This is a genomic window from Pseudomonas sp. 43(2021) (assembly GCF_017490805.1).
Lineage (GTDB): Bacteria > Pseudomonadota > Gammaproteobacteria > Pseudomonadales > Pseudomonadaceae > Aquipseudomonas.
In genome coordinates this window covers 1-469 of the sequence record NZ_JAFGYJ010000427.1, presented here as the reverse complement: position 1 = coordinate 469, position 469 = coordinate 1, and the positions used below count along the sequence as shown (strand labels likewise).

Sequence of the window (469 nt, the reverse complement as noted above, 5' to 3'; positions counted from 1 at the left end):
CGGAAAGCAACGTAACCTTTTGCTCCCCCATACGCGCCCGAAACGACTCGAGAATATCCAGTGTCGAATCGGTAGACCCGTCATCGGAAACGAAAAGACGCCACTGCGCATGCGTCTGCTGTTCAATGGAGATCGATTGTTCGGAGAGAAAACGCTCACCATTATAGGAGCACATCAATATCGCGACAGACTCATCCCGCTTCGACACGTCGTCAGCATCGACACTTTGGCCGAAGTTAGCGGAATCCGCTGATAAGGGGCTTGACACTGTACGCTCCACTGCAGTTAAACGCCGGTTGCAAGCCCGAAGAATCATCTCCAGAGCTTCGCCAGTACCGGCTCCATTCGTTCCATTCATGAAGCGGGCGATTATAGAGAATTTCATCGCCGGTTGTTGGGCTTCAAACAGGCGAGGCGCAAACACAAAGCCCTTCGCTGCACCGCTCAGGACTTCCTTCCAACGACCGCC

1 protein-coding gene is annotated in these 469 nt (G+C 53.7%); it reads right to left on the bottom strand.

Features of this window, described 5'->3' with window-relative positions; all coding sequences use genetic code 11:
- Positions 1-469 (bottom strand): glycosyltransferase (locus J5M71_RS29480; protein WP_243434389.1); only part of this gene is annotated, 469 nt, incomplete at both ends.